The sequence below is a fragment of the Geodermatophilus sp. SMS 5-13 genome (genome assembly GCF_059428245.1).
Genome location: NZ_CP165729.1, coordinates 3,454,041 through 3,473,692 on the forward strand (window position 1 = coordinate 3,454,041; position 19,652 = coordinate 3,473,692).

Annotated in this window: 17 protein-coding genes; 5 read left to right on the plus strand and 12 right to left on the minus strand. The window is 74.0% G+C overall.

Annotated features, from left to right (window positions below):
* Positions 1-258: 258 nt before the first annotated feature.
* The 8 genes from AB3388_RS16690 to AB3388_RS16725 form a co-directional block, all read right to left on the minus strand.
* The gene (locus tag AB3388_RS16690; RefSeq protein ID WP_495406424.1) at positions 259-945 is read right to left on the minus strand and encodes a DNA alkylation repair protein; all 687 of its coding nucleotides are present in this window, start codon (positions 943-945) and stop codon (positions 259-261) included.
* A 95-nt stretch (positions 946-1,040) separates the two neighbouring features.
* On the minus strand, positions 1,041-2,186 hold the full coding sequence (locus AB3388_RS16695) for a thiolase family protein (RefSeq protein WP_495406425.1): 1,146 nt from the start codon (positions 2,184-2,186) through the stop codon (positions 1,041-1,043).
* 39 nt (positions 2,187-2,225) lie between these two features.
* Positions 2,226-3,035 (minus strand): acyl-CoA thioesterase, encoded by an 810-nt coding sequence (locus tag AB3388_RS16700; protein WP_495406426.1) that lies wholly within the window; start codon positions 3,033-3,035, stop codon positions 2,226-2,228.
* Positions 3,032-3,796 (minus strand): crotonase/enoyl-CoA hydratase family protein, encoded by a 765-nt coding sequence (locus AB3388_RS16705; RefSeq protein ID WP_495406427.1) that lies wholly within the window; start codon positions 3,794-3,796, stop codon positions 3,032-3,034. The genes AB3388_RS16700 and AB3388_RS16705 overlap by 4 nt, the downstream gene beginning before the upstream one ends.
* Positions 3,793-4,953: a CaiB/BaiF CoA transferase family protein gene (locus AB3388_RS16710; RefSeq protein WP_495406428.1), complete on the minus strand. Its 1,161-nt coding sequence runs from the start codon at positions 4,951-4,953 to the stop codon at positions 3,793-3,795. The genes AB3388_RS16705 and AB3388_RS16710 overlap by 4 nt, the downstream gene beginning before the upstream one ends.
* A gap of 17 nt (positions 4,954-4,970) precedes the next feature.
* A complete protein-coding gene (locus tag AB3388_RS16715) occupies positions 4,971-5,738 on the minus strand; it encodes an SDR family NAD(P)-dependent oxidoreductase (protein ID WP_495406429.1) in 768 nt (255 codons plus the stop codon).
* A 23-nt stretch (positions 5,739-5,761) separates the two neighbouring features.
* Entirely contained in the window at positions 5,762-6,448 is a 687-nt protein-coding gene (locus AB3388_RS16720) for an SDR family NAD(P)-dependent oxidoreductase (protein WP_495406430.1), read from the minus strand.
* A gap of 175 nt (positions 6,449-6,623) precedes the next feature.
* Complete coding sequence (locus tag AB3388_RS16725) at positions 6,624-7,811, minus strand: low temperature requirement protein A (RefSeq protein WP_495406431.1); 1,188 nt, start codon at positions 7,809-7,811, stop codon at positions 6,624-6,626.
* Positions 7,812-7,852: 41 nt separating this feature from the next.
* Here AB3388_RS16725 and AB3388_RS16730 point away from each other — a divergent pair, with 41 nt between their 5' ends.
* From AB3388_RS16730 to AB3388_RS16740, 3 genes are all read left to right on the plus strand, one after another.
* Positions 7,853-9,262 (plus strand): MFS transporter, encoded by a 1,410-nt coding sequence (locus AB3388_RS16730; protein ID WP_495406432.1) that lies wholly within the window; start codon positions 7,853-7,855, stop codon positions 9,260-9,262.
* A gap of 69 nt (positions 9,263-9,331) precedes the next feature.
* A complete protein-coding gene (locus AB3388_RS16735; protein WP_495406433.1) occupies positions 9,332-10,507 on the plus strand; it encodes an acyl-CoA dehydrogenase family protein in 1,176 nt (391 codons plus the stop codon).
* Between the two features lie 7 nt (positions 10,508-10,514).
* Entirely contained in the window at positions 10,515-11,663 is a 1,149-nt protein-coding gene (locus tag AB3388_RS16740) for an acyl-CoA dehydrogenase family protein (protein ID WP_495406434.1), read from the plus strand.
* A gap of 20 nt (positions 11,664-11,683) precedes the next feature.
* Here the strand turns inward: AB3388_RS16740 and AB3388_RS16745 are convergent, their stop codons facing one another.
* The 3 genes from AB3388_RS16745 to AB3388_RS16755 form a co-directional block, all read right to left on the minus strand.
* On the minus strand, positions 11,684-12,664 hold the full coding sequence (locus tag AB3388_RS16745) for a methyltransferase (RefSeq protein WP_495406435.1): 981 nt from the start codon (positions 12,662-12,664) through the stop codon (positions 11,684-11,686).
* Between the two features lie 71 nt (positions 12,665-12,735).
* On the minus strand, positions 12,736-13,560 hold the full coding sequence (locus AB3388_RS16750; protein ID WP_495406436.1) for an HDOD domain-containing protein: 825 nt from the start codon (positions 13,558-13,560) through the stop codon (positions 12,736-12,738).
* On the minus strand, positions 13,557-15,656 hold the full coding sequence (locus AB3388_RS16755; RefSeq protein ID WP_495406437.1) for a putative bifunctional diguanylate cyclase/phosphodiesterase: 2,100 nt from the start codon (positions 15,654-15,656) through the stop codon (positions 13,557-13,559). The genes AB3388_RS16750 and AB3388_RS16755 overlap by 4 nt, the downstream gene beginning before the upstream one ends.
* Before the next feature lie 170 nt (positions 15,657-15,826).
* Here AB3388_RS16755 and AB3388_RS16760 point away from each other — a divergent pair, with 170 nt between their 5' ends.
* Together AB3388_RS16760 and pntB are read left to right on the plus strand one after the other, a co-directional pair.
* A complete protein-coding gene (locus AB3388_RS16760; RefSeq protein WP_495406438.1) occupies positions 15,827-17,359 on the plus strand; it encodes a Re/Si-specific NAD(P)(+) transhydrogenase subunit alpha in 1,533 nt (510 codons plus the stop codon).
* On the plus strand, positions 17,356-18,762 hold the full coding sequence (pntB, locus tag AB3388_RS16765; RefSeq protein WP_495406439.1) for a Re/Si-specific NAD(P)(+) transhydrogenase subunit beta: 1,407 nt from the start codon (positions 17,356-17,358) through the stop codon (positions 18,760-18,762). The genes AB3388_RS16760 and pntB overlap by 4 nt, the downstream gene beginning before the upstream one ends.
* A gap of 166 nt (positions 18,763-18,928) precedes the next feature.
* Here the strand turns inward: pntB and AB3388_RS16770 are convergent, their stop codons facing one another.
* Positions 18,929-19,576, minus strand: coding sequence for a helix-turn-helix transcriptional regulator (locus AB3388_RS16770; protein WP_495406440.1), 648 nt, complete (start codon positions 19,574-19,576; stop codon positions 18,929-18,931).
* Positions 19,577-19,652 lie beyond the last annotated feature (76 nt).

Here is a 19,652-nt window from a genome sequence, read left to right on the forward strand (position 1 = left end):
CCGACAGCCGCCGGCCGTCGACAGTTCGGGCAGTCCTCCCAGGTGATCCGCTCACTCGGTTCCATCGTGTCGCCTCCCGAGGCCGCACGCCGGGCGGGTACGGAAGGGGACCCGGCCACACTGTTCGAGCCGGAGACCCCTCGGATCGGGACGTCCCCTTAGCCCGGCAGGCTCGTGGGAAACGCTTCGCCCCTGGACGGCTTGTTCCGGTTCGCCCCTGCGCCGTATGACGACCGTTCCCGTCGTCGCGCGAGCGCCCTACGTGGCCCGCTGCCGGCTCACCATCTCGGTGATCCAGATGGGGGCGAACGGAGACGTGCAGTTCGGCGGTGTCGGATGGTCCTTGAGCACCTCCAGGCGCTCACCGATGCCGATCGCCCGGGCGCGGAGCTCGGCGTGCTCGATCCCGATCTGCGCCAGGCAGTGGTTCATCGCCCACTGGAGGCGCTCCGGGGCGTCCTTCATGTCCGCCTCGATGAGGTCGAGGAGTTCCGGGAGGTCGAGGCCTTCCGGCTTCTTCGCCACTCGCTCGGTGGTCAGCGCCCAGCCGGCGCTCGCGACCACGGGATCCGGGTCGGCGAACCAGGCCACGCGCAGCTCTTCGGAGTGCGGGCTCTTCTTGACCACGTAGTTCACGAGCCAGTCCTGCACCTTCGGGGTGCGTGCCTCACGGAGCATGGTGTCCAGCTCGTCGCGCTCGAACGCCTTCGGGCGGCAGATCAGGAGTGCGAGCAGTCTCGCCGCGCTGCCGCCGGTCACCCACAGCTCGCGCGCGAGTTCCTGCTGGGTCTTCAGCCGCTTGGCCAGCTCGCGCAGCTGGCCGAGGTTCACGCCGTGGTCGTCCCCGTGCCGGGCGTTCACGTCGCGGATCTTGGGGTCCTCGAGCCCGGCCAGCTCGGCCATCACCTCGGCCACCGTCGTCCCGGGCACCGCCGTCCGGGACATCTCGGCCTCCTGTCCGTGCGAGTGGGAGCCGGCGGCGCCGGAGAGCAGAACCGGCCGGCGTGCACGAAGCACGCCGGCCGGTCTCCGTCAGCAGGTCACAGCAGCTCGAGGATGGTGGCGTTGGCCTGGCCGCCGCCCTCGCACATGGTCTGCAGGCCGTAGCGGATGCCGTTGTCGCGCATGTGGTGCACGAGCGTGGTCATCAGCCGGGCACCGGATCCGCCCAGCGGGTGACCGAGCGCGATCGCGCCGCCGTTCGGGTTGAGCGCCTTCGCGTCGGCGCCGAGGTCGGCCAGCCAGGCCAGCGGCACCGGGGCGAAGGCCTCGTTGACCTCGAACGCGCCGATCTCGTCGATCGAGAGCCCCGACTTCTGCAGGGCCTTCTGCGTGGCCGGGATCGGCGCGGTCAGCATGATCACCGGGTCGGCGCCGGCCAGGACGGCGGTGTGCACCCGGGCGATCGGGGTCAGCCCCAGCTCGCGCGCCTTCTCCGACGTCGTCATCAGCAGCGCGGCCGAGCCGTCGGAGATCTGCGACGAGTTGCCCGCGGTGATGACGCCGCCCTCGGGCTTGAACACCGTCTTGAGCGTGCCGAGCTTCTCGACCGTCGACTCCCGGATGCCCTCGTCCTGCTGCACGACGCCGGCGTCGGTGGTCACCGGCGCGATCTGCGCGTCGAAGCGGCCCTCGTCGCGAGCGGCGGCGGCCTTCTCGTGCGAGGCGACCGAGTACTCGTCGAGCTGCTGGCGGGAGAAGCCCCACCGCTCGGCGATCATCTCCGCGCCGACGCCCTGGTTCGGGAGAACGCCGTCGTAGCGGTCGAGGAAGGCCTGCGGGAACGGCCGCCCGCCCTCACCGATCGAGGAGCCCATGGGCACCCGGCTCATCGACTCCACGCCACCGGCCACGACGACGTCGTAGTGGCCCGCGACCAGTCCGGCCGCGGCGAAGTGCACCGACTGCTGCGACGAGCCGCACTGCCGGTCCACGGTCACCCCGGTGACCGACTCCGGCCAGCCCGCGGCGAGCGCCGCCGTCCGGGCGATGTCGAAGGTCTGCTCGCCGACCTGGGACACGCAGCCCCAGACCACGTCGTCCACGACGCCGGGCTCGACCCCGGCCCGCTGGACGAGCGCGTTCAGCACGTGCGCGGACAGCTCCGCGGGGTGCACTCCCGACAGCCCGCCGTTCCGCTTGCCGACCGGCGTCCGGACGGCCTCGACGATGACTGCGTCCCGCATGTTCTCTGCCTCTCCACGACGATGTGACTGCTTGGCACTCTAGGACGCCGGGCGCTCGTTCCGGCGGAACGGATTGGGGCCGGGTCGGAACAGCGACTCCTGGACGAAGCTCGCGGCGAGCACCCCGTCGACGGTGTGCAGCGTCCCGGTGTACCAGCCCCGGCCGGCCGCGACCGAGCGCGGCACCAGGTCCATGAGCACCCAGTCGTCGGTCCGCGCCGGCCGGTGGAACCAGATCGCGTGGTCCAGGCTGGGGCCGGGGGCGGCCTCGTCGTCCGGTAGCGCGGAGAGCCCCGTGCCGATGTCGGACAGGTAGGTGAGCACGCAGGCGTGCACCAGGGGGTCGTCCGGCAGGCCGACGGTGCTGCGCGCCCAGAACCGCGTCGGCCAGTGCGCCTCCGCGTACGGCTGGCTCGGCAGCCGGCCCTCCATCGAGAACAGCCGCGGCAGGGTGTGCGGCGGCAGTCCGTCGGGGTGCTCCGCGTCGGGTGCCGGGTCGACCGGCACGTCGGGGCCCGTTCCCGGCGCGGCGAAGGACGCCGACATGTTGAAGATGACCTCGCCGCCCTGGATCGCCACCACCCGGCGGGCGGAGAACGACCGCCCGTCCCGGTCCCGGTCGACCCGGAAGATCGCGGGCCGGGCGGCGTCCCCGCTGCGCAGGAAGTACCCGTGCAGCGAGTGCGGGAGCCGGCCGTCGGGCACCGTCCGCCCGGCGGCGAGCAGCGCCTGCGCGGCCACCTGCCCGCCGTAGAGCGGGAACGGGTCGGCGAACAGCAGCCGGCTGCGGTAGAGGTCCCGGTCGATCTCCTCGAGGTCGAGGACGTCGAGCACGCTGTGCTCGGTCAACGCCCCTTCCACACCGGCGCGCGCTTCTCGGCGAAGGCCGTCGAGCCCTCGCGCGCGTCCTCGCTGGCGAACACCGGGTCGATGATCGCCGCCTGCCGGCCCCAGCCCTCGTCGAACGACCAGTCGACCGTGCTGCGCGCGACCTGCTTGGTGGCGGCGACCGCCAGCGGCCCGTTCTGCGCGATCGTCGCGGCCAGCGCCAGCGCGCCGTCCAGGGCGCCGCCCTCCGGGGTCAGCCGGTTGACCAGCCCGATCTCCGCCGCCCGCGGCGCGGTCAGCGGGTCGCCGGTCAGCAGCATCTCCAGCGCCAGGGCGTAGGGCACCCGCTTGGGCAGCAGCAGCGCCGCTCCCCCGGCGGCGACCAGCGACCGCTTCACCTCGGGGACGCCGAAGCGCGCGGTCTCCGCGGCCACCACGAGGTCGCAGGCGAGCAGCAGCTCGAACCCGCCGGCCAGCGCCCAGCCCTCGGCCGCGCCGATCAGCGGCTTGCGCGGCGGCGTCTGGGTGATGCCGCACAGCCCCCGGCCCTCGATCGCCGGCGTCTCCCCGCGGAGGAAGCCCTTGAGGTCCATGCCGGCGGAGAAGATCCCGCCGGCCCCGGTCAGCACGCCCACCCGCAGCTCGTCGGAGGCGTCCAGCTCGTCGACGGCCGCGGCCACCGCCTCGGCGACCGCCTTGTTCAGGGCGTTCTTCGCCTCCGGCCGGTTGATCGTGATGATCTGCACGCCGTCCCGCTGCTCGACCAGCACCTCGTCGCTCACCGGATCTCCTCCCTGTCGCTCTGCACGACCGCGCCGCTGTCCAGCAGGGCCGTCACCTCCTCCTCGGCGAAGCCCCACGCCGTCAGCGCGGCCACCGTGTCCTGCCCCGGCGCCCGCGGCGCGCCGCGCACCGCGGCCGGCGTCCGCGAGAACCGCGGTGCCGGCGCGGGCTGCGCGCCGGCGGCGGTCTCGACGTACGTGCCGCGCGCGGCCAGATGCGGGTGCGCAGGCGCCTCGGTGAGGCTGAGCACCGGCGTCACGCAGGCGTCGGTCCCGTCGAACACCGCCGTCCACTCGTCCCGGGAACGGGAGGCGAACGCCTCGGCGATCAGCCGCCGGTGCTCCGGCCACTGCGCCACGTCGTGCTGGCCGCCCGGCAGGTCCACGCCGAGCCCCGCGACGAACTGCGCGTAGAACTGCGGCTCCAGCGCGCCGACGGCCACGTGCCCGCCGTCGGCGCAGCGGTAGGTGTCGTAGAACGGCGCGCCGCCGTCGAGCAGGTTGCTCTCCCGGCGGTCCCGCCACAGGCCCGCGCCGAGCATCCCGTGGACCATCGTGATCAGCGAGCTGGCGCCGTCCACCATCGCCGCGTCGACCACCTGGCCACGGCCGCTGGTCGCCCGCTCGAGCAGCGCGGCGAGGACGCCGACGACCAGGAACATCGAGCCGCCGCCGAAGTCCGCGCCGATGTTCAGCGGCGGGATCGGCTTGTCCGCCGTCCCGATCGCGTGCAGCGCCCCGGTCAGCCCCAGGTAGTTGATGTCGTGCCCGGCGCGGTCGGCCATCGGACCGTCCTGCCCCCACCCGGTCATCCGGGCGTACACCAGCCGCGGGTTGCGGGCCAGGCAGTCGTCGGGACCGATCCCGAGCCGCTCGGTCACCCCGGGCCGCAGCCCCTCCACGAGGACGTCGGCGGACTCGGCCAGCCGGAGGACGACGTCCCGGCCCTCGGCGCTCTTGAGGTCCACCGCCGCGGACGGCCGGCTGCGGTGCAGCGCCTCCTTCTCCGGCGGGAACAGCCGCGCCCCGCCGGGCCGGTCGACGCGCAGCACGTCGGCGCCGAGCTCCGCCAGCAGCATGCAGGCGTACGGGCCGGGCCCGATCCCGGCCAGCTCCACCACCCGGATGCCGGCGAGCGGTCCTGAGGCCCGCGTCATGTCGGCGACCGTACCGATCAGCGCGGCGCCATCCGGATGGCCCCGTCCAGCCGCACGGTGTGGCCGTTGACGTAGCCGTTCTCCAGCAGGCTCACCGCCATGTGCGCGTAGTCCTCCGGGTCGCCGAGCCGCTTGGGGTGCGGCACGGAGTCCGCCAGGCCCTGCCGGATGTCCTCGCGCAGCCGGGCCAGCATCGGGGTGTCGAAGACGCCGGGGGCGATCGTGTTCACCCGGATCGCCCAGCTGGCCAGGTCGCGGGCGGCGACGAGGGTGATCCCGTGGACGCCGGCCTTCGACGCCGCGTACGACGTCTGCCCGATCTGCCCGTCGAACGCCGCCACCGACGCGGTGAGCACGATCGCGCCGCGGTCGCCGTCCTCGATCTCGTTGCCGCTCATCCGGGCCGCGGCCAGCCGCAACACGTTGTAGGTGCCCACCAGGTTGACCCGCAGCACCTGCTCGAAGGTCTCCAGCGGGCCCGGCTGCCGCTGCCGGTCGATGATCCGCACCCGGTCCCCGCCGCGGCCGGCGCAGTGCACCACCGCGCGCACCGGCCCGGCCTCCTCGGCGGCGTCGAGCGCCGCCGACACGGCGGCCTCGTCGGTGATGTCACCGGCCACGAACGCCGCGGCGGTGCCCAGCTCGGCCAGCACGTCGTCGTCCGGCGGATTCAGGTCCAGCAGGACGACGCTCGCCGCGCCCTTGTCCACCAGACGCCGTGCCGTGGCGAGCCCCAGCCCGGAGGCGCCGCCGGTGACCAGTGCCGAGATGCCCTCGATCCGCATGGCGGCGCAGCATAGGGACGGGCTCAGGCGTCCCCGTAGACCGGGACCAGCGCCCCGCTCGTCGGCGCCGAGTCCGGCCCGGCGAGGAACGCGATCACCCGGGCGATCGCCGCCGGCGCGACCGCGCGGGCGGCGAGCTCCGACGACATCCACGACCGGTTGGCCGGGGTGTCGATCACCGACGGCAGGACGGCGTTGACCCGCACCCCCTGCGGGCGCAGCTCCTCGGCGAGCAGCTCGGTCATCCGCACGACCGCGGCCTTGCTCGTGGCGTGCGCCAGCGGGGCCTTGCCGCCGACGGCGGTCTTCGAGCCGACGGCCACGATCGACCCGCCCCCGGTCATCCGCGGCGCGGCCTGCTGGGCGCACCACAGCAGCGAGGCGACGTTGGACCGCCACATCTCGTCCCACAGCTCCTCGGTGAGCTCGGCCAGCGAGCTCGGCCGGAAGCCGCCCGCCAGCGCCACCAGCGCGGCGGGGACGCCGATCCGGTCGATCTCCGACCAGGCGTCCGCGACCGAGGCCCGGTCGGCCAGGTCGGCGGCGACCGCGTGGACGCCGTCCTCGCGGCCCACCTCGTCCAGCCGCTCCCCCGCCCGGTCGAGGGCCACGACCGTCCGCCCCGCCGACCGGAACTCCCCGAGCACCGCCCGCCCGAGCGCACCGGCCGCACCGGTGACGACGACGAGCCCGTCCGCCGCGCTGGTCATGGGCGCGAACCCTAGTGCCGCAGTCGGTCTCGCAACGGTGAGCCGATCTGATGCCGCCCCTTGTCGGATCGCGGCGGCTTCACGGGTGCGCGATGCCACCACGAGTCGACACGTGGTGGCCTGGGCAGCCGCGTCCCGCCTCGTGTCCGAGGCAGAGGTTGCCTGACTCGGAACGCTAGACGGGGTCGGCGGCCAGCCGCCCGGTCGCGCGCTGCACCGTGCCGATGGCGACCACGACGAGCACCAGCAGGGCGAGCCCGCCGATCACCACGACGGCGGGCAGCTGCAGCGCGGCGTCGAGGGCGGCGATCGCCGCGGCCCCGGCCGGCCACCACCAGCCGCTGCGCCACCGGCCGGCCATGCCGCTGTTGGTGGCGCTCATCGCGACGAAGTAGAGGGCCACGCCGCCCGACAGCAGCAGCCGGGTCGGCGGCGGCACCTCGCCGCGGCCGCCCTCGACCACGCCCAGCTCGATCCCGGCGCCGATCGCGGCCAGCGCCAGGCAGAGCGGCAGCTGCCCGAAGACGTAGACGTCGTGGGCGAGCTCGCTGCGGTGCCCGCGGGTGCGGTTGAGCAGCCGCTTGGCGCCGGCGCCGGCCAGGTCGAAGTAGCTCCACCACAGCCCCGCGGCCAGGACGAACGACACGACGGCGACCGCCACCGCCGGCGCCGTCCACTCCGCGTCGATCAGCCCGCCGGCGATCGCGGCGATCGACTCGCCGAGTACGAGGATGACCAGCAGCGCGAAGCGCTCCGGCAGGTGCTCGAGGTGCAGGGGGACGTCGGTCTTCGCCCGCGTGACCAGCAGCGGCACCACCGCCTCGACCAGGACGGCGGCCGCCCACAGGGCGAAGCACGCCGGCCGCGGCAGCAGCGGCGAGACCGCCCACAGCAGCGCGCCGGCAGCGGTACCGGCGAGGTAGAGCCGCACGACCGGCCGCGCCTGCTCGACGTGCCGGTGCGCGCGCCCGTACTGCAGGAGCAGCAGCAGCCGCAGCGCCACCTGGCAGCCGACGAAGATCCCCAGCCGGTCGCCGGTCGCCTCGGCGGCGCTCGCGGCCAGCCCGATGACCGCGGCCATCTCGCCCAGCTTGTACAGCCGGAACAGGACGTCGTCGTGGTCGAACCGGTTGGCGTAGAGGGTGGCGCTGGTCCACGCCCACCACACGGTGGTGAACAGCCCGGCGAACACCAGCGTGCCGTGCCAGCTCACGTCCTCCCGCAGCCGGCCGGCCAGTTCCGCGACGACGAGCACGAAGGCGAGGTCGAAGAAGAGCTCGAGCCGCGAGGCGCTGCGCTCCTCGTCGGTCTGCAGCCCCGGCGGGCGCAGGAGCCCGTGCGCGCGGAGAGTACGAAGGATCACGGCAGCTCCCTACCCCATCCCCGAGGACGGCCCCGCTCCCGATGGCCCCGCCGCGCGCCCTGGTCCCCGTGCTGATCTTCCTCAGCACCTGCGTCGCCGTGATCAGCAGCCTCGGTGCCCCGCTGGTGCCGGCCATCGCCCGCGACACCGGGGCCTCCCTGGCCGACGCGCAGTGGACGCTCACCGTCACCCTCGTCGTCGGCGCGGTCGCGACGCCGGTCGTCGGCCGGCTCGGCGACGGCCTGCACCGGCGGGCGGTCGTGCTGGCGGTGCTCGCCGTCGTCGTGGCCGGCGGGGTGCTGGCCGCGCTGCCGCTCGGCCTCGGCTGGCTGATCGCCGGCCGCGGGCTGCAGGGCTTCGGGCTGGGCCTCACCCCGCTCGCCATCGCCACGGCTCGCGACGAGCTGCCCGGCGCGCGGGCGCGGTCGACGGCGGCCCTGCTGTCGATCACCACGGCCGCGGGGCTGGGCCTGGGCTATCCGGTCACCGGGGCGATCGCCGAGCTGGGCGGGGTGCGGACGGCGTTCTGGTTCGGCGCGGCGGTGCCCGCGGTCGCGCTGGTCGCGGCGGCCGTCGTCCTGCCGCCGTCCCCCCGTCGCCCCGCCGCCCGGCTGGACGCCGTCGGCGCGCTGCTGCTCGGCACCGGGCTGGCCTGCGGCCTGCTGTACCTGAGCGAGGGCGAGGCGCAGGGCTGGGGCACGCCGTGGCTGCTCGTGCTCGCCGCGGTCGCCGTGCTGACGCTGACCGCGTGGGTGCTGTGGGAGCTGCGCACGCCGGCCCCGCTGGTCGACCTGCGGCTGGCGCGCGGCCGCAGTGCGGCCGTCGCGCACGCCGCGGCGCTGCTGGTCGGGCTGGCCAACTACCTGCTGCTGGCCGCGGTCACCTTCCTGGCCCAGACGCCGACGTCGTCCGGGTACGGGTTCGGTGCGTCGGTGGTGCTGTCGGGGCTGATCCTGCTGCCGTTCTCGGCGGGGAGCCTGCTCGCCGGCCGGGTCGCCCGCGCGCTGGTGGTCCGCGGGCGGGGGCACCTGGTGCTGCCGGCGAGCGCGCTGGTGATCGCCGTCGCCGCGGTGCTGTTCGCCACCGCCCGCAGCCACCTGTGGGAGCTGTTCGTGCTGATGGGCGTCTCCGGGTTCGGGGTGGGCGGCGCCTTCTCCGCGTTCCCCGGCCTGATCACGCGGGCGGTGCCGCCGAGCGAGACCGGCAGCGCGATGAGCCTCAACCAGGTGCTGCGCTACGTCGGCTTCGCCACCGGCAGCGCGCTGACCGCCACCCTGCTCGAGGCCGCCACGCCGGAGGGCGGCGGGGTGCCGGCGAGCGGCGGGTACACCGCCATCGCCGCCGTCGCCTGCGCGGTCGCACTGGTCACGGCGGCGCTCACCGGGGCGCTGCTGCGCCGCGCCCCGGACCCCGCCCCGGCAGTGGCCGACGCCCGGGTTACCGGGCGGTAGGACGTGTGGGATCGTCGGGGGAATCCACGGTCGACGACGGCGGAGCTGCCGTCAGGGAGTAGAGGTCCGATGCGGTTGCAGCTGTCCCCGGAGGACGAGGCCTTCCGGGAGGAGATGCGCACCTTCTTCACCACGCAGGTGCCGCAGTCGATCCGCGACACGGTCGCGGCGCACCGCCACCTGACCAAGGACCAGTACGTCGAGAGCCAGCGCAGCCTCAACGCCGCGGGTCTCGCCGTGCCGCACTGGCCGGTCGAGTGGGGCGGCAGGGACTGGACGCCGCTGCAGCGCCACATCTGGCGGGAGGAGATGCAGCTGGCCGCGGTGCCCGAGCCGCTGGCCTTCAACGCCAGCATGATCGGCCCGGTGCTGGCCGCCTTCGGCACGCAGGAGCAGAAGGAGCGCTTCCTCCCGGCCACGGCGAACATGGACATCTGGTGGTGCCAGGGCTTCTCCGAGCCCGACGCCGGCTCCGACCTGGCGTCGCTGCGGACCACCGCCGTCCGCGAGGGCGACGAGTACGTCGTCAACGGGCAGAAGACGTGGACGACGCTCGGCCAGCACGCCGACTGGATCTTCTGCCTGGTCCGCACCGACCCGACCGCGGAGAAGAAGCAGCGCGGCATCTCGATGCTGGTCTTCCCGATGGACAGCCCCGGCGTCACCCTGCGGCCGATCGAGCTGCTCGACGGCACGCACGAGGTCAACGAGGTCTTCTTCGAGGACGTCCGGGTGCCCGCCGAGAACCTGATCGGCGAGGAGAACCAGGGCTGGACGATCGCCAAGTTCCTCCTCGGCAACGAGCGGGTCGGCATCGCCCGCGTCGGCCACACCAAGCGGCTGCTCAGCGACGCCAAGCAGCACGCGCGCAGCATCGTGGTGGGTGGCACCCCGCTGTCGGAGGACCCGTTCACGACCGCCCGGATCGCCGAACTCGAGAACGAGCTGCTCGCCCTCGAGCTCACCGCGCTGCGGGTGGTCGCCCACTCCGCCGACGGCCGGCCGCACCCGGCGTCGTCGGTCCTCAAGCTGCGGGGCTCGGAGCTGCAGCAGGCGGCCACCGAGCTGCTCGTCGACCTCGCCGGCCCGCTGTCCCTGGCGTCCTACGCCGACGACGGCTCCGACGTCCCCGAGTGGGCACAGGCCGCCACTCCCGAGTACCTGAACTACCGCAAGGTCACCATCTACGGCGGCTCGAACGAGGTTCAGCGCACCATCATCGCCGGCACGATCCTGGGGTTGTGATCTCACCGTGGACTTCACCTACGACGACGAGCAGATCGCCCTCCGGGAGGCGGTGAGCGGGCTGCTGACCCGCGCGTACGGCGACAGCGAGCAGCGCCGCCGGGTCACCGCGGCCGATCCCGGCTTCGACGAGAAGACCTGGGCGCGGATGGCCGAGATGGGACTGCTCGGGCTGCCCTTCCCCGAGGAGTCCGGCGGCATGGGCGCCGGGCCGGTCGAGGTCGCGATCGTGGCCGAGGAGATCGGCAAGGTCATCGCACCCGAGCCCTTCGTCGAGGCGGTCGTCCTCACGGGCGGCCTGATCGCGGCCGAGGGCACCACGGCGCAGCGGGAGGAGCTGCTCGGCGGTCTCGCCGAGGGCACGCTCGTCCCGGCGTTCGCGCACGCCGAGCCGGGCACCCGCTGGACCCCGACGGCCAGCGGCGTCAAGGCCACCGAGGACGGCGGCACCTGGCGGCTGACCGGCGTCAAGGAGCCGGTGCTGAACGGCGCCCGCGCCGACGTCCTCGTCGTGAGCGCCGTCGTCGAGGGAGGCACCCGGCTGTTCGTCGTCCGCGGGAACGCCGACGGGCTGACACGTACCGGCTACCGCACCCACGACGGCGGCCGCGCGGCCAAGGTCGAGTTCGCCGGCACGCCGGCCGAGCCGCTCGGGGACGGCGGCTCGGACCAGACGGCCGCGATCGAGCGCGCGCTGGCCGAGGCCCGCATCGCCTACGCGCACGAGGCGGTCGGGGCGATGGCGACCGCGCTGACCACGACGTCGGAGTACCTCAAGACCCGCAAGCAGTTCGGGGTCACGCTGAACAAGTTCCAGGCGCTGACCTTCCGCGCCGCGGACATGTACGTGTCGCTGGAGCTGGCCCGCAGCATCGCGCTGTGGGCGTCGCTGGTCATCGACGCCGGAGGCGACGTCGGCCAGGCGGCCGAGCGCGTGCGGCTGCAGACCAGCCGGGCCTCGCGGCACATCGGCAAGGAGGCCATCCAGCTGCACGGCGGGATCGGCGTGACCGCCGAGTACAAGATCGGCCACTACACCAGCCGGCTGACCGCCATCGACCACGTCCTCGGGGACGGCGACTGGGCGCTGGCCCGTCTCGCCGCCGCCGTCGACACCTACCCCACGGTCGACCCCCTGGGCGCGCCCTACGCGTGAGGGTCGAGGGCTTCCCCGCCTCAGGCGGGGAAGCCCTCGATCACGAACACGTCGGTTCCCGTGGGCACGGCCCGGCCGAGCCGGAACCCGGCGGCGGACAGCAGGGCGCCGTACTCGTCCAGCCCGCGCTCGCGGCCGCCGGGCGCGACCAGCATGTTCAGGTCCGAGAACGCCGTCCGCACCGGGTCGGGCGCGAGGTCGAGCAGCTGCTCGACGAGCAGCAGGGTCCCGGACGGCGCCATGGCCCGGCGGCAGTTGGCCAGGATCGCCACCGACTCCTCGTCCGGCCAGTCGTGGATCACGGCCTTGAGCACGTAGGCGTCGCCGCCCTCGGGAACCCCGGCGAAGAAGTCGCCGCCGACGGCCGTGCACCGCTCCCCGAGCCCCGCCGCGGCGACGACGTCGGGCTGGTCGAAGAGCACGCCGCGCACCGTGGGGTGCCGGGCGAGCACCGCGGCCAGCAGCCCGCCGCGGCCCCCGCCGACGTCGACGACGGTGCCGAACCGGCCGAAGTCGTAGGCGGCGGCCACCGCGTCGGCCACGGCGGACGACAGCGAGATCATCGCCCGGTCGAAGATCTCCTGCTCCTCCGGCCTCCGGGCGCGGAACTCCCAGACCGACGTGCCGTGCACGCGGGCGAAGGCGTTGTCCCCGGTGCGGACGCTGTCGGCCAGCGCCGTCCACGCGGCGACGTAGGAGGGCCGCCCGATGAGCTCGGCCCACCCAGCGAGGGAGCCGGGCACGTCGCGGCGCAGCGTGGCGCCGAGCTCGGTGAGCGCGAATCCGCCGTCGTCTGCGTGCTCGTAGACGCCCAGCGCGGCGAGCGCGCGCATCAGCCGCAGCAGGGTCGGCTCGTGGGTACCGGTGGCCGCGGCCAGCTCGGCGACCGTCCGCGGCCCGTCCGCGAGCAGGTCGGAGAGCCCCAGGCTCGCGGCGACCGAGAGCGCGTAGGAGGCCTGGTAGCCGTTGAGCATCGCCCGCATCCGCGGAACCGCGTCCATGCCGGCAGATCCTGGCCCGCGCGGGACGCGGACGACAGCGTGGCCGCCGTCCCACCCAGATGGAGTTGCCCCTACTCCCCCAGCATCGCCCGGCGGAGCTCGTCGGCGTCGGCGCGGACCTGCTCGAGCACCGGCGGGAGCACGTCCTCGCCCAGCACGCCGCAGGTCAGCCGGCTCACCGGCACCGGCTCGTAGTCCTCGGTGCACAGCCGGGCGGCGATCTCGAACGAGGCGCGCAGCAGGCTGCCGCCGGGGTCACCGAGGTCGTCGACGGTCTTGAGCGCCGACACCATGCCGGCCGGGAAGCCCCACTGCTCCAGCGCGACGGCGGTCAGCCGCAGGGCGTGGATGCCGTAGCGCTGCACCTCGGCGGCGCGCCGGCCGAGGAAGGTCGGCTCGGCCGCGGACAGCTCCCCGTAGCCCTCGGGGTCGTTGTGGTGCAGCAGCGCGGCGCCCATCTGCGCGAGCAGGCCGATGCAGAGGGCGTCCGGCGGGCGCTCGCCGAAGCGCGGCGCCAGCGTGGAGGCGGCCAGGGCGAGGCTGGTGGACACCGACCAGAAGTCCTCGGGCAGCCGCGACTCGTCGTCGAGGTCGGTCAGCGCGACGGTGGCCATCGTCCGCACCGTGGTGAAGCCGACGACGGTGACCGCGAACTGCAGCGACGTCACGCGCCCGCGCATGCCGAAGTACGCGGAGTTGGCCAGCTTCATCACCCGGCCGGCCAGGGCGACGTCGCTGGCCAGGATGCCCGCCAGCCGCTTGGCGCTGGTGTCGTCGGAGTTGGCGACCGTGACGATCTGCGCGGCGACCGGCTTCTGCGCGGCCATCGTGTCGATGCTGGCCAGCACCCGCTCGATGTCGAACGACGGCGCGGAGAGGACGACGAGGGGGGTCATCGGGAGGACTCCGGGGAGGGGGTCGGCGGGACGTCGTCCCGCTGGGCGGCGAACCAGGCGGTGGTGTCCGGCCCGGTCATGGGCCGGCCGAGGCTGAAGCCCTGGAGATAGGTCGCGCCGAGCCGGGCCAGAGCCTCGGCCTGCTCGACGGTCTCCACGCCCTCGGCCACGGTGCAGAGGTTGAGGTTGTGGGCCAGCGCGATGACCGCCGAGGCGATCTCCGCGTGGCCCTCGGCCAGCTCGGCGACGAAGGAGCGGTCGACCTTGAGGCAGTCGACCGGCAGGTGCCGCAGGTAGGCCAGCGAGGAGTAGCCGGTGCCGAAGTCGTCGATGGCCACCTCGACGCCGAGGTCGCGCAGCTGCTGGAGGACGCCGCGGGCCAGCGCCGGGTCGACCATGAGGGCCGACTCGGTGATCTCGATCGACACCCGGCCGGGGTCGAGCGCGTGGCGGTGCAGCGCCGCGCGCACCTGGGCCGGCAGGTTCTCGTCGAGCTGCAGCGCCGAGACGTTCACGTTGGCCCGCATCGGCGCCGCCGGGCCGAGCTCGGCGTCCCACGCGGCCAGCTGGCGGCAGGTCTCGTCGAGCACCAGCAGCCCGAGGCCGGCGATCAGCCCGCTCTCCTCGGCCAGCGGCACGAAGGTGGCCGGGCTGATCGGGCCGCGGTCGGGGTGCTCCCAGCGGGCGAGGGACTCCACGGCGACCGGTTCGCCGTCCCCGGCGCTGAAGATCGGCTGGTACAGCAGGGTGATCTCCCGCCGCTCGATGGCGTCGCGCAGATCGGCCACGAGCCGCAGCTTGTCCCGCGCCTGGGCGCGGCCCTGCTGGTCGAGCACGGTGATCCGGCCCTTGCCGCCGGCCTTGGCCTGGTACATGGCGATGTCGCAGTCGCGGATGAGCTCGTCGGCCTCCAGGTGCTCCGCGGTCTGCACGGTGACGCCGACGCTGGCGTGCGGCCGGACGTCGACCCCGCCGAGGCCGACCGGAGCCGAGATGGCCCGCCCGATCCGCTCGGCGAGGGTGACCGCGGCGGCCTCGTCGACGCCCTCGCACACCACGACGAACTCGTCGCCACCGAAGCGGGCGACCAGGTCGCCGGGGCGGACCGTGGCGGTCAGCCGGGTCGCGATCTCGACCAGCAGCTCGTCGCCGGCGGCGTGCCCGAGGGAGTCGTTGACGACCTTGAAGTTGTCGAGGTCGAGGAAGAGGCAGGCCAACTCGCTGCGGCCGGCGGCGAACCGCTCGGCGACGTACTGGGCCAGCAGCGTGCGGTTCGGCAGCCCGGTCAGCGGGTCGTGGTTGGCCTGGTGGGCCAGCCGCTCCTCGAAGGCCAGCCGCTCGGTGATGTCCTCGATCGTGCCGACGAAGCCGGCGCCGACGCCGGGGGTCATCAGGTGGGCGAAGCGGAGCACCGTCGTCCGCTCGCTGCCGTCCTCCCGCACCAGCCGCGCGGTGGCCTCGCCGTCGCCACCCTCCAGGGCCAGCGCGGCCTGCTCGACCACCGCGTCGAGGTCGTCGGGGTGGACGGCGCTCATCCAGGCGGTGCCGAGCAGCTGCTCGGCCCGGCGGCCGACCAGGCTGCAGAACGCGTCGTTGACGTGCGCGAGCCGCATGCCCTGCTCCGAGAGCAGCATGGGGATCGGCGACCGCTCGGTCAGCGTGGAGAAGCGCCGCTCGTGCGCGTCGGCGGTCGCGCGCAGCGCCCGCTCGAGGTCATTGGTGGTGGTGACGACGCGCACCGTCCACATCCGCCCGCCGGGTGCGGGGGTGGCGATGACGACGGACTCGACGGTGGCGCCGCTCGCGGTGCGCACCGGGAGGGTCATCTGGGCGACCCGCTCGCGGCGCAGCAACAGCTTGAGCTCGCTGCCGCGCAGGGTCGGGAGCAGCTTCTCGACCGGCAGGCAGAGCATGTCCTCGAGCCCGTACCCGAGGAGCTTGACCGCGCCCCGGTTGCCCCAGGTGATCCTCGGGGTGTTGCCGACCGTCTCGGCGACGAGGATGGCCATGGCCTCGGAGACGGTGGCGCTGTAGATGAGGGAGGAGACGACCTCCGGTGGCACGCACTCGTCGACCGTGCTGGGCGTGGCTGCCACGGTCCTCCCTCCTGCTCGTGCCTCGAAGCGGAACCGTCGCGAGCGGTTCCTCGTGGAGGTGATCGACCGCTCCGTACGGGTGGTCGCGCGGAACCGGCGCGGCTCACCCGAACGAGGGGTGCGACGATCCGCTGAGCGACGTGCGTCGCCGGCTGAGAAAGGCAGTGCGGATGCGAATCGGAGTTCCCGGCGAGTCCCGCCCGCGCGAGACCCGCGTGGCGGCGACGCCGTCGACGGTGGCCGCGCTGCGCCGCCTCGGCTACGAGGTCGTCGTCGGCGCGGGCGCGGGACGCGCCAGCAGCTTCGCCGACCAGGCGTACGCCCAGGCCGGGGCGCGGGTCGTGCCCGACGCCGAGGCGTGGGACGCCGACGTCGTCCTGCACGTCAACCCGCCGACCCCCGAGGAGCTCGACCGGCTTCCCGAGGGCGCGACGCTGGTCAGCCAGCTCGCCCCGGCGCTCGACCCCGCGCTGGTCGAGGCGCTGGCCCGCCGGCCGATCACCGCCCTGGCGATGGACGCCGTCCCCCGCATCTCCCGCGCGCAGTCGCTCGACGTGCTCAGCTCGATGGCCAACATCGCCGGCTACCGCGCGGTGGTGGAGGCCGCGCACACCTTCGGCCGGTTCTTCACCGGCCAGGTCACCGCCGCGGGCAAGGTGCCGCCGGCCAAGGTGCTGGTGGTCGGCGCCGGCGTCGCCGGGCTGGCCGCGATCGGGGCGGCCAGCAGCCTGGGCGCGATCGTCCGCGCCACCGACGTCCGGCCGGAGGTCGCCGAGCAGGTGCGGTCCCTCGGCGGTGAGTACGTGGCCGTGCCGGCGGCGGACGCTCAGGTCAGCACCGACGGCTACGCCCGCGAGATGAGCGAGGACTTCACCCGCCGCGCGGCGCTCATGTACGCCGAGCAGGCCAAGGACGTCGACATCATCATCACGACCGCGCTGATCCCGGGCCGGCCGGCGCCGCGGCTGCTCACCGAGGAGATGGTCGCCTCGATGCGGTCCGGGTCGGTCATCGTCGACATGGCCGCGGCGCAGGGCGGCAACGTGGCCGGGTCGGTGCCCGACGAGGTCGTCGTCACCCCGAACGGCGTCTCGATCATCGGCTACACCGACCTGCCCGCCCGGCTGCCCGCCCAGGCCTCGCAGCTCTACGGCACCAACCTGGTCAACCTGATGAAGCTGCTGACCCCGGACTCGGACGGGCGGCTGGTGCTCGACCTGGACGACGTCGTGCAGCGCGCGATGGCCGTGGTGCACGACGGGCAGGTGCTCTGGCCGCCGCCGCCGGTGCAGGTGTCGGCCGCGCTCATCCCCGCCGAGCCGCCGCCGGCCCCGCCGGCGCTGCCCGCGAGACGGCCCGCTCCCCCGGGACGGCGGTTCGCCCTGGTCGGCGTCGCCGCCGCGGCGCTGTTCCTGCTGGCCGGCTTCTCGCCGAACGAGCTCATCGGCCACCTGACCGTGTTCGCCCTGGCCGTCGTCGTCGGGTTCTACGTGATCGGGTCGGTGCACCACGCCCTGCACACGCCGCTGATGTCGGTGACCAACGCGATCTCCGGGATCATCGTCGTCGGGGCGCTGCTGCAGATCGGCCACGACGACCCGGTGGTCACCGCGCTGGCATTCGTGGCCGTCCTGGTGGCCAGCATCAACGTCTTCGGCGGCTTCGCCGTGACCCGCCGGATGCTCGGCATGTTCACCCGATGACCGCCACCTCCGCCGCCGCCGCGGCCTACATCGTCTCGGCGCTGCTGTTCGTGCTCGCGCTGGCCGGGCTGTCCAAGCACGAGACCGCCAAGGCCGGCAACACGTTCGGGATCGCCGGCATGGCCGTGGCGCTGGCGGCCACGATCGGGCTGGCCACCCGCAGCATCACCGCCGGCGCCGTCGCGCTGATCGCCGTCGGCATGGCGGTGGGCGCCGTCATCGGGCTGTGGCGGGCCCGCCGGGTGCCGATGACCGGCATGCCCGAGCTGATCGCGATGCTGCACAGCTTCGTCGGCCTGGCCGCCGTGCTGGTCGGCTGGAACGGCTACCTCTCGGTCGAGGCCGACGAGGCGGGACAGACCGAGGTGCCGGCCAACCTGCTCGGCATCCACTCCGCCGAGGTCGGCATCGGCGTCTTCATCGGCGCGGTCACCTTCACCGGCTCGATCGTGGCGTTCCTCAAGCTGTCGGCGCGGATCAAGTCCAACCCGCTCATGCTGCCCGGCCGCAACGCGCTCAACCTCGGCGCGCTGGCCGCCTTCGCCGTCCTGACCGTGGTCTTCGTGATCACACCCAGCCTGGCGGTCCTGGCCGCGATCACCGCGATCGCGCTGGCGCTGGGCTGGCACCTGGTCGCCTCGATCGGCGGCGGCGACATGCCCGTCGTCGTCTCGATGCTCAACAGCTACTCCGGCTGGGCGGCCGCGGCCTCGGGCTTCCTGCTCGGCAACGACCTGCTCATCGTCACCGGCGCGCTCGTCGGCTCCTCCGGCGCCTACCTCTCCTACATCATGTGCAGGGCCATGAACCGGTCGTTCGTGTCGGTCATCGCGGGCGGCTTCGGCAACGAGGGCAGCGTCGCCGCCGACACCGACTACGGCACGCACACCGAGATCTCCGCCGAGGAGACCGCCGACCTGCTGCGCAGCGCGAAGTCCGTGGTCATCACGCCGGGCTACGGCATGGCGGTGGCGCACGCGCAGTACCCGGTCGCCGAGCTGACCCGCCGGCTGGAGGAGCTCGGCGTGCAGGTGCGCTTCGGCATCCACCCGGTCGCCGGCCGGCTGCCCGGGCACATGAACGTGCTGCTCGCGGAGGCGAAGGTGCCCTACGACGTCGTCCTCGAGATGGACGAGATCAACGACGACTTCACCGACACCTCGGTGGTGCTCGTCATCGGCGCCAACGACACGGTCAACCCGGCGGCGCTGGAGGACCCGGGCAGCCCCATCGCCGGCATGCCGGTGCTGCGGGTCTGGGAGGCGGAGGACGTCGTCGTCTTCAAGCGCTCGATGAACACCGGCTACGCCGGCGTGCAGAACCCGCTGTTCTTCCGCGACAACACCCAGATGCTCTTCGGCGACGCCCGGCAGCGGGTGGAGGACATCCTCAAGTCGCTGTAGCGGCCGCCGCCGCATGATCACCTCGGGTGGAGCGTTGGCTCCCGCGGCCGGAGGCGACGCCCGACCCGAGGTGATCTTCGGTTCCAGGGTGCGTGGCGCGGGCGAGATCACCACACGCCGAGCGCCCGGCCGAGAGGGCGCTGAGCGTGTCTTCGTCTTCCGCCGTCTAGTCACCCCGCGAGAGGACGACGCAGCAGCGGCCCGGCGCCGGGTCGAGGGCTGCCCGCACCCCCGGCTCGCCGCGCTCCTCGAGCAGCGCGGTGAGCATGTCGAGGTTCATGCCGCAGACGAGGGCGGTGTGCGTGGACGCGAGGGCGTGGAACGGGCAGTTCCCGAGGACGACGCGGTCGCCGGCGGTGCGGGGCTCGAAGCCCAGCCCGGCCAGGACGTCGACCAGCGTGCACGGTGAGCCGGCCAGCCGCCGTCCCTCCGCCGCCGCGGCCTCGCCGACCGCTTCCAGCACGGGGACGGCGCCCTCGGCCGCGGTGTCGACGGCGCCGGCGAGGATCCGCCCGGCCAGGTCGTAGTGCCGCTCCGGCAGCGAGACGTCGATCTGCCGCGCCGAGCGCCGGTAGAGCTTCGCCGGGCGGCCGGCGCCCGGGCCGCGGCGCCCGGACAGCCGCCGGTACTCGGTCTCCAGAAGCCCGTCGTCGACCAGGCGGTCGAGGTGGAACTTCACCGTGTGCCGGGGCAGGCCCACGCCCTCGGCGGCCTGGTCGCGGCTGACCGCGTCGTCGGCGGCGGCCACGAAGCGGTAGAGCGCCCGCCGCGCCGGGTCGGCCAGCGCGCCGACGGCCGCGAAGTCGTCGTCCATCACGGCCCTCCGTTTCTAAGAGACAGACCTCTTGCCGTAAGAGTGCCACGTGTTCTAACGTCCACGCTACCGTCCT